The 8,721-nt window shown below is 69.6% G+C and carries 8 protein-coding genes and 1 pseudogene; 4 read left to right on the top strand and 5 right to left on the bottom strand.

Annotated elements, in window-relative coordinates; translation table 11 throughout:
• Positions 1 to 139: 139 nt before the first annotated feature.
• Together RB628_RS21740 and cdgB are read right to left on the bottom strand one after the other, a co-directional pair.
• Entirely contained in the window at positions 140 to 1,117 is a 978-nt protein-coding gene (locus tag RB628_RS21740) for a CBM35 domain-containing protein (RefSeq protein WP_318322170.1), read from the bottom strand.
• 180 nt (positions 1,118 to 1,297) lie between these two features.
• Positions 1,298 to 3,022, bottom strand: coding sequence for a diguanylate cyclase CdgB (gene cdgB / locus RB628_RS21735; RefSeq protein ID WP_318322169.1), 1,725 nt, complete (start codon positions 3,020 to 3,022; stop codon positions 1,298 to 1,300).
• 496 nt (positions 3,023 to 3,518) lie between these two features.
• Here cdgB and RB628_RS21730 point away from each other — a divergent pair, with 496 nt between their 5' ends.
• Both RB628_RS21730 and RB628_RS21725 read left to right on the top strand, forming a co-directional pair.
• Positions 3,519 to 4,010, top strand: coding sequence for a flavin reductase family protein (locus tag RB628_RS21730; RefSeq protein WP_412180704.1), 492 nt, complete (start codon positions 3,519 to 3,521; stop codon positions 4,008 to 4,010).
• 48 nt (positions 4,011 to 4,058) lie between these two features.
• A pseudogene (locus tag RB628_RS21725) lies at positions 4,059 to 4,520 on the top strand (GNAT family N-acetyltransferase); the annotation flags it as partial.
• 365 nt (positions 4,521 to 4,885) lie between these two features.
• Here RB628_RS21725 and arfB read toward each other — a convergent pair.
• Positions 4,886 to 5,323, bottom strand: coding sequence for an alternative ribosome rescue aminoacyl-tRNA hydrolase ArfB (arfB, locus tag RB628_RS21720; RefSeq protein WP_318322167.1), 438 nt, complete (start codon positions 5,321 to 5,323; stop codon positions 4,886 to 4,888).
• A 197-nt stretch (positions 5,324 to 5,520) separates the two neighbouring features.
• Here arfB and RB628_RS21715 point away from each other — a divergent pair, with 197 nt between their 5' ends.
• Entirely contained in the window at positions 5,521 to 6,096 is a 576-nt protein-coding gene (locus RB628_RS21715; RefSeq protein ID WP_318322166.1) for a TerD family protein, read from the top strand.
• A gap of 278 nt (positions 6,097 to 6,374) precedes the next feature.
• A complete protein-coding gene (locus RB628_RS21710; RefSeq protein WP_318322165.1) occupies positions 6,375 to 6,875 on the top strand; it encodes a hypothetical protein in 501 nt (166 codons plus the stop codon).
• A 303-nt stretch (positions 6,876 to 7,178) separates the two neighbouring features.
• Here RB628_RS21710 and RB628_RS21705 read toward each other — a convergent pair whose 3' ends face one another.
• Together RB628_RS21705 and RB628_RS21700 are read right to left on the bottom strand one after the other, a co-directional pair.
• The gene (locus tag RB628_RS21705; RefSeq protein ID WP_318322164.1) at positions 7,179 to 7,883 is read right to left on the bottom strand and encodes a pentapeptide repeat-containing protein; all 705 of its coding nucleotides are present in this window, start codon (positions 7,881 to 7,883) and stop codon (positions 7,179 to 7,181) included.
• Positions 7,884 to 8,100: 217 nt separating this feature from the next.
• The gene (locus RB628_RS21700) at positions 8,101 to 8,721 is read right to left on the bottom strand and encodes a rhomboid-like protein (protein ID WP_318322163.1); all 621 of its coding nucleotides are present in this window, start codon (positions 8,719 to 8,721) and stop codon (positions 8,101 to 8,103) included.

The raw sequence follows: 8,721 nt of genomic DNA, 5'->3' as shown, positions 1-8,721 counted from the left end.
CGACTGAGCCGCCGACGGTCAACGCGCCTGGTCGGCGGCGGGAATCCGACCGCCGGGACGAGCCAGATCTACCGAAGGATTTCAGGCGCAGGACACCAGCGGCCCCCGGTCAGCCTGGCCCCGGCCCTGTCAGGACAGGTCAGCCGTCTTTCGCCAGGTACAGCTGGTCGATGTTGACGTCGCACTGGTTCCCCTGCTCGCAGGAGATCTTGAGCGTGTTGGTGCCCTTGTTCAGCTGGACGGACGCCCAGGTGTTCGTCCAGCCCTTCGCGTAGTCGCCCTCGGCGGCGTTCGCGAAGTTGCCCAGATTGAGCGGACGGGACTGGGCCGTGCCGTTGACCGTCAGCGTGGCCGTGGCGTCCTTGCCGGGCACGCCGTAGTTGACGTACAGCCGGTAGCCGCCCTTTTTCGCGATGCCGCTGACGTTCCAGGTGACGGACGTGCCCACGGTGTTGAAGTTGCCCACATAGACACCGCCGGCCGCCTTCGCGCCGTCGACGTCCGACAGGGTGGTGGCGCCGCCGCCGAGCAGCAGGGCCTTCGCGTCGACGGCGGGCAGGTCCTCCTCCGTGGCCGCCGCCGAGGTGCTGGCCGAGGGGGACGGCTCGGCACTCTGCCCGGTCGACGGGGTCGCGCCGGCGTCGGCGCCCGTGTCCTTGTCGTCGTCGCCGCCCATCATGGCCACGCCGATACCGATGACGACCGCGGCGACCACCGCGATGGCACCGATCAGCAGCCCCTTAGTGTTGGGCCCGCCGCCCCGCCCGCCTCTGCCGCTGCCGCCGCCGTACGCGGGCTGCTGCGGAGCCGCGGGGCCGCTGTTGAAGGCCTCGGGCGCCTGGTAGTGGGCGTTCGGGCTGCCGTACGTCCCCTGCTGCTGCGGGATCGCCTGGCCGTACTGCGCGGTCGGGGCGGTCTGGCCGTACGCGGGCTGCTGGCCCTGGCCCGTCGGCGGGCTGTACTGACGCTCGCCGACCGGCCGCACCCGGCCGACCGAGTTCGGGTAGCCGTAACCGCTGCTCGGCGGCTGGGCTCCGTTGGCCCGCCCGTCCTCGTACAGGTAGCCGAACGGGTCGTCGTCCTCGGGCGTGCTCGCGCCGCTGTTGCCGGGCGTCATCCCTTGGTCTCCTCAACAGGTGCGGGGTGGGACTACTGCGGGGTGGGACCACGAGATGTTGCGAGGTCCTGCGAAACATGCAATGCGAATAACGAGCCTACCCGCTTCCACTGCCCCAAACGGGTGACTCCAGCGGCACAGAGCCGTTACAAGATCGCCACAGGGCCATTGGTCTGGAGATCATCCCGCCCGGCGGTGCTGCCTGGGTCGAGATCGTTTCTCGATGTACATCCGTTCGTCCGCCGACTTCAGGACCTCGTCCGCCGTCATCCCGCAGTGTGCCCAGCCGATGCCGAAGCTCGCGCCGACCCGCATCGCGCGGCCGTCGACCCGGACGGGCTGGATGATCTCGTTGCGCAGGCGTACGGCGAGGTCCTGGGCGTCGGCCCGGCCGAGACCGTCGGCGAGGACCACGAACTCGTCACCGCCGAGCCGGGCCACCGTGTCGCCGTCGCGCACGGCGCGGCCGAGCCGCCGGGCCACCTCGATCAGCACCGCGTCGCCGGCGTTGTGCCCGAAGCGGTCGTTGATCGACTTGAAGCCGTCGAGGTCGCAGAAGAGGACCGCGAGCCCCTTCGTCCCGTCGTCGTGGTCACCCTCGGGGGCGACGGTATGCACGTGGTGGTCGTACGCGCCGTACACCTCGGGGGCGCCGCGGAAGTCGAAGCCGTGGCCGTTCACGTCGTACGGCTGGATTACACCGTCCGTCGCCGGCACCGGCGTGTACTGGTCGTGCGTGCCGTAGGTATCCAGTTGGCCGTGGCCGTAGGCCGCGTCGACCGACTCGACCAGGCCGGGTTCCGCCGCCTGCGGGCGCTCGCAGAGGCGGGCGCTGAGCCGGGCGCGCAGCTCTGCGGAGTTGGGCAGTCCGGTGAGGGAGTCGTGGGAGGCGCGGTGGGCGAGCTGGAGCTCGCGGCGCTTGCGCTCCTCGATGTCCTCGACATGGGTGAGCAGGAAGCGCGGGCCGTCGGCGGCGTCCGCGACGACGGAGTTGCGCAGCGACACCCACAGGTACGAGCCGTCGCGGCGGCAGAGCCGGAGTTCGGCGCGTCCGCCCTCGGCGGAGGTGCGGAGCAGGGTGCCGATGTCCTCGGGGTGCACGAGGTCGGAGAAGGCGTAGCGGCGCATCGCGGAGGCGGGGCGGCCGAGCAGGCGGCACAGGGCGTCGTTGGTGCGGAGTATTCGCCCGTGCTGGTCGCCGCCCATCTCGGCTATCGCCATGCCGGAGGGGGCGTACTCGAAGGCCTGACGGAAGCTTTCCTCGCTGGCTCTGAGGGCCTGCTGCTCGCGTTCGAGTCTGACCAGTGCCCGCTGCATATTCGCACGTAGACGCGCGTTGCTGATCGCGATGGCGGCCTGGAACGCGTACATCTGGAGCGCTTCCTTGCCCCATGCGCCCGGCCGGCGACCGTTGCGCGGCCGGTCCACGGACAGGACGCCTATCAGTTCGCCGCACGAGCCGCCGGGCACGCTCGGGGTGAACATGGGCGCGAAGAGCCGGTCGGAGGGGTGCCACTCGTCCTCGAAGCGCGGGGCGGGGCCGTCGGTGTACCACTGCGGGACGTCGTCGTCGTCGAGGACCCAGCCCTCGGTGTGCGGTATGAAGACCAGGTCACCCCAGGTCTCGCCCATGGCGAGCCGGCGCTCCCAGGAGTCGCGCGAGCCGACCCGGCCGGTGATGAGGGCCTCGGCGGCGGAGTTCCCTGCGAAGGCGGCGACGACGAGATCGCCGTCGGGCCGGACGAGGTTGACGCATGCCAGTTCGTACCCGAGGCCGTTGACGACCCCGTCGGCGACGGTCTGGAGTGTGTCCGCCAGACTGCGCGCGGTGTTCATGTCCGCCATGACCTGGTGCAGCTGCCGCAAGGTCGCGAGACGGACATACGGCTCCTGGTCGGTCTCCATTCGCCCTCCCGCCCCCTTCCTCGGCTTCCCCGCCACTGAATCACAGCGCGCTGCCCACTCGGTACACAGGGTCAACAAAAAGGGTCACCTGTGACTCAAGTCACAGCGAAAGATGAGCAATTGAGTGGAGTTTCTGGGTTCTCCCTGTGCGTTAACTGAACGCAAACTTTGTATCTGTGGGGATACTACGGGTGAGAAGAAGTCGGCGAAGGCTGTTCCCGATCTTTGGCGCTACCGGCACTCGTAGAGGCGGTCGCCGGTCGATTGCCGGTCGGGGGTCCGCCGGGAGTCCTAGGTCCGGGTTCGGGCGCTGGTCCGATGCGGCGGCACAGGCGCGGCGCATAGCTTTTGCCGTGTGCCGACTCCCCCTGCCGTACCTGCCGCCGCACCCACTCCCGTACCCGCCCCACCCGCCCCACATACCACTACCGCCTCCCCCGCCCCGTCTCCCGCCGGGCATCCTGGGGGAGTGAGCAACGACGACTTCCGCGCCGCCATGTCCCGCCTGGCCTCGGGCGTGGTCCTGGTGACCGCGCTGGAGCCGCCGCTCGACCCGGACGATCCCCACGCTCCCGGCGGCGAGGACGTCGGCATGACGGCGACCGCCTTCCTGTCGGTCTCCCTGGACCCGCCACTGGTCATGGTCAGCGTGCGCGAGGGCTCCCGGATGGACGATCTGCTCGCCGAACAGCCCATGTGGGCGGTCTCCGTCCTCTCCGAGAGCCAGCGGCACATCGCGGGCCGGTTCGCGATGAAGAACCGCATCAGCGACCGACTCCTCTTCGAGGACCTCCCGTACGTCCGCGGCGAGGCGTCCGGTGCCCCCCTGGTGGGCGGCGCCCTGGCGACCCTGGAGTGCCGTACGGAACAGCGGGTGCCGGCGGGCGACCACACCCTGGTGATCGGCCGCGTCCTGACTGCGACGGCACCGAGCGCGGACGGGGGACCGCTCGCGTACTTCCGGGGCCGCTACCGGCAGTTGGGCTGACAGGAAACTCCCTGGTCACGCAGGTACCGGGCACCTTAGGTTGCCCGTATGACGAACGACACGCTCCGGCTGGAGCGGATCAGCTCCGACAACTTCGACAGTGCCGTCGCCGTACGGGTCCGCCCCGACCAGGAACACGCGGTCGACCCGGTCGTGAAGTCCCTGGCCGAGGCGTACGTCCATCCGCGCACCGCCTGGCCCCGGCTGATCCTCGACGGCGAGCGGCCCGTCGGCTTCCTCATGGCCTTCCTCGACATCGCCTGGGACGACACGGGCGCCGACCTGCGCTCCGGCCTGTGGCGCCTGAACATCGCGGCCGACGAACAGGGCAAGGGCTACGGCCGCTTCGCCGTCGAGTCCGTCGCCGCCGAGATCCGCCGACGCGGCGGCACCGACCTCTACGTCACCTGGCACCCCGGCCCGACCGGCCCCGAGCCCTTCTACCTGGGCCTGGGGTTCCGCCCCACCGGGGAGACGAGCGGGGGCCAGACGGTCGGGGTGCTCGAACTGGCCCAGAAAGTCGATCACGCCGATCTCCTCGTGTACGAACGTAAATGTCAGGACTCGCTCCAGGAGCGCGACGAACGCGAGGTGCGCGCACTCGTCACGCCGGAGACCACCGCCGCGCCGCCGGTCGTTCCCGACGGCGTCATCGGCTTCGGCACCCGAACCGGGCGCACGTCGGGCGACACCCCCGAGGCGACTTCGGTGTGATGCGAATCGCACGGCGAGAAATTCGTTCCTGGAGCCGTTCCGCGGTTCTTTTTCCCGGCCGCCCGGAAATTCACGATCGTTCATCCGTCGCCACCCCACGGTCACTTTCCCCGTGGTGGCTTCTCCACGGTGACCGACGATTACTGAGTGAGCGTCAGCGACTAACCCCAGTCCCGTCCCGTACGGCCCCGCTTCACGTCCGCACGTGCCTTCTTCTGCCGCAACCGGCGTTCGTTGATTCCGCGCGGGATGCGGGTGGGGGTGCGGGGCTTGGGCGGAGGTGCGGTGGCCTCGGCGATAAGAGCGGCCAGGCGGACGGCCGCCGTCTCGCGGTTGCGCCACTGGGAGCGGTGCTCGGAGGAGCGGACGGTGACGACTCCGTCGACAAGCCGTCCGGCGAGGCGCTCCAGGGCGCGTCGCTTCCAGACTTCGGGCAGCGCCTCGGTCCTCGCGAGGTCGAGGCTCAGCTCCACCCTGGAGTCACTGGTGTTGACGTGCTGCCCGCCCGGCCCGCCGGACCGCGAGAAACGCCACATGAGCTCGGCCTCGGGGAGCGAGACGGAGCCACGGATGAGGTAGGGACCGGCCATGCCCACCATGGTCGCGCGGCTGTCCGGTCCGCGTCACCTGTTTTCACGACGACAGCACGACAGGCCGTCAAGGTAGGTAAAGAAAGTAAAGGCGCGCGGAACCTTCAGGACCCCCGTCGGCGTTCATAGAGGTGACGGTAGCTTCGTCCCCGTGCGGGGCGCCGCACCGCACGCACGTATGTCAAACGAGGGAAGGACTCCCAACAATGGCTGTAAGCCTGTCCAAGGGTGGCAACGTCTCGCTCACCAAGGAGGCTCCGGGCCTGACCGCCGTCACCGTGGGCCTCGGCTGGGACGTCCGCAGCACCACCGGCACGGACTTCGACCTCGACGCCTCGGCGATCGCGGTCAACATGGAGGGCAAGGTCTACTCGGACGGCCACTTCATCTTCTTCAACAACAAGCAGACCCCGGACAGCACGATCGTCCACACCGGCGACAACCGCACCGGCGAGGGCGCGGGCGACGACGAGGCGATCAAGGTCAACCTCGCCGGCCTCCCGGCCGACATCGACAAGATCGTCTTCCCGGTCTCGATCTACGACGCGGAGACCCGCTCGCAGAACTTCGGCCAGGTCCGCAACGCGTACATCCGCATCCTGAACGAGGCGGGCGGCGCCGAGATCGCCCGCTACGACCTCTCGGAGGACGCGGCGACGGAGACGGCGATGGTCTTCGGAGAGCTGTACCGCAACGGCGCGGAGTGGAAGTTCCGCGCGGTCGGCCAGGGCTACGCCTCGGGCCTGGTGGGCATCGCCAAGGACTTCGGCGTCAACGTCTGAGTCGTACACGGCGGCTGAAAGCCCCTGGCCGAGCGCGAGTTGGCGCTCGACCGGGGGCTTTCGCGCGCCTCGCACATATCACAGACAGGAACAACGGGAGTAACAAGGACATCCCCGAAAATCCGGGCAGGCCTCCCATGCCGCCCCTGTCGGACGAGCAGTGTCCGCCCGGGAACAGAGAAGCCCGGCCACTGCCCGTGAACCGGCTCGCCCCCACGGTTCGCACCGTGGGGACACAGGCTCCCGGGCGTCAGTCCCGTCGTGACACCATCACCTCCGTGCTCGATATCGGCTACGCCCTCTCCAACCGCTTCCCGGACCCCCCGCAGACCGACTACCGCCGCGCGGACGTCCACGCCCTCCGCCACGACCTGTTCTGCGGTGACGTCTACCTCGCCGACACCAAGGCGGACCGGGAACTGTCCACAGCCTGGGGATGGGTGCCGGTGCTCGACTTCGCGTGGGCGCTGTGCGACATCGTGGAACAGCTGGACCAGGATCCCGCGGGCTCCCGCGCCGCCCGCCCCCAGTACGCGGAGCTGGACTTCACCGAGTCCACCGACCGCATGCTCTTCGAGCGCCGCTTCGGATGGGTGGACATCGAGTCCGACTGGATGCCTGCGGAGGAGCCCCCGCTCACCTTCTCCCACGCCGAACTCCGCAAGGAGGCACGGGACTTCCTGCACGACGTCCTGGCCGACCTGATCGACCTGCACGACGCGCTCGGCGAGAACCCGGCGATCTGGACACTGCAGGCCCGCTTCCCGAGGGTGCCGTGAGCTGACCTGGGCATCTGATCCTGGGAACTGCGCCCCCAGACCCCCGCTACGGCCCTGAACGGCCTCGCCCTCAAACGCCGGACGGGCCGAATTGCCCGGGTCCGGGCTGAAGACGCGGTCGGGGCGGGCAGATGGGACAAGAAGCTCGGGCTCATCAGGCCGCGTGAGAGGCCGCCGGGCGGGCTGAGACACCTGGGCCCTCGCTGGAAAGAGGCAGCGAACAGGCGGGCAGGTGGGAGAGAAGTTCGAGAGCGCCCCGTCGAACAGACCGAGACGGGCGCGCGGGCGGGAAAGGACCCCCACCTACTCCACCCGCACCCCCAACTCCGCCGCGAACACCCCCGCCAGATCGAGCAACTGCACGGGACTGATCACCGCCCCCGCCAACCGATCCACCCCCCGCGCGAACCCCAACTCCGCCGCCCGACGCAAGTCCACGTCGTTGAGCCTCGCCGCGCTGAAATCCGCCCCCTTCAGCGCACAGTCCACGAACTCCACCCGCTCCAGCACCGCACCCCCGAAGTCCGGCTCCACCAGCACGCACCCCTCGAAGACGACATCCCTCAGCCTCGCCTTGCGCAGGTTCAGATAGTCGATCTTCCCGCCCCGCACCACCACCCGCTCCAGCACAGCCCCGTGCAACTGCACCCCGCCCAGCCGGGCGTCGACCAGCTCCACATCCCGCAGCGTCGACTCGGCGAGGTTCGTGCCGACCCCCCGTATGCCCGTGAGAACCGAGTCGAGCAGCCGGGCGTGATGCAGCCGTGTCTCGTCCAGCGCGCACCCCGTCAGCGCGCAGTCCATGAAACGGGCACCCCCGCCGTCCTGCCCGGCGAAGTCGGCGTCCCGGAACTCCAGCCCGTCGTAGTCCCCGTCCGCCTCCAACTCCCCGCCCCCGAACGGCTCCAGCACCGGCAACCGCACCTCGGGCCGCCGAGCCCCCTTCACCCCGGAACCGGAACCCGAACCACCCGCCGCACCCGCTCCACCCACCGCTCGCCTCACCATGCCCCCATCCTGCACCCCACCACCGACAATCACCCTGACCTGCGCAAACGACCGGCAAGGTGATGCTGGAACCCTGACGCACGGTTGAGGGGGCGGGTCCGTCAGGCCCCACCCCCTCAACCATCGAACCGTCCAACAGCCAATCGCCGGTCGCCACAGACGCACAAGAAGTCGTCGTCGGACAAAGAAGCAAGGCACCGAGGCAGCCGGTGTTCCCTCAGTGCCGCCCCGCGACCCGATCGGCGAACTGCGCCAGCCGCGACGACCGCTCCCCTCCCCCGGCCGACTCCCTCCGATCCGCCGCCCGATACGTGGCGTACATCCCCCGCACCCCCACCCACCGCAACGGCTCCGGCTCCCACTTCCGCACCCGGTGCCCCACCCACGGCAGCTCGGTCAACTCGGTACGGCCCGCCTGTCCCGAGTCCAACCGCACCAGATCCCGCAGCGTCCGCGCCGCGAGATTGGCCGTGGCCACACCGGAACCCACGTAACCGCCCGCCCAGCCAAGCCCCGTCGACCGGTCCAGCGTCACCGTGGCACACCAGTCCCTCGGCACCCCCAGCACCCCCGACCACGCATGGAAGACCGAATACAGCACCACATACGGGGTCCACCACCCGCCGACCCACATCGCACTGGAGATCAGCACACGCACCGGATGGTCCGACAACTCGTTGATGTTCGTCGACCGCCGCCGCAGAAACTCCTCCTGGAACCCCGCCGACATGTGATGCACCGCCACCGTCGTGAAGAACAGAACAAGCAGCCACACATACGTGCCCGGAGCACTACGGACGTACGCCCACACCCCACGCGGGCCCACCGGAAATCGCAT

The sequence above is a fragment of the Streptomyces sp. ADMS genome (genome assembly GCF_033441795.1).
Taxonomy (GTDB): Bacteria; Actinomycetota; Actinomycetes; order Streptomycetales; family Streptomycetaceae; genus Streptomyces.
Note: the sequence above shows the minus strand (reverse complement) of the source record. Positions and strands in the feature narration are given on the sequence as shown.

What these genes read in the sequence shown, in the direction of transcription:
- RB628_RS21740 (WP_318322170.1), bottom strand. Translation starts at nt 1,117, where the DNA reads ATGACGCCCGGCAACAGCGGCGCGAGCACGCCCGAGGACGACGACCCG.
- cdgB (WP_318322169.1), bottom strand. Translation starts at nt 3,022, where the DNA reads ATGGAGACCGACCAGGAGCCGTATGTCCGTCTCGCGACCTTGCGGCAG.
- RB628_RS21730 (WP_412180704.1), top strand. Translation starts at nt 3,519, where the DNA reads ATGTCCCGCCTGGCCTCGGGCGTGGTCCTGGTGACCGCGCTGGAGCCG.
- arfB (WP_318322167.1), bottom strand. Translation starts at nt 5,323, where the DNA reads ATGGTGGGCATGGCCGGTCCCTACCTCATCCGTGGCTCCGTCTCGCTC.
- RB628_RS21715 (WP_318322166.1), top strand. Translation starts at nt 5,521, where the DNA reads ATGGCTGTAAGCCTGTCCAAGGGTGGCAACGTCTCGCTCACCAAGGAG.
- RB628_RS21705 (WP_318322164.1), bottom strand. Translation starts at nt 7,883, where the DNA reads ATGGTGAGGCGAGCGGTGGGTGGAGCGGGTGCGGCGGGTGGTTCGGGT.
- RB628_RS21700 (WP_318322163.1), bottom strand. Translation starts at nt 8,721, where the DNA reads ATGCGATTTCCGGTGGGCCCGCGTGGGGTGTGGGCGTACGTCCGTAGT.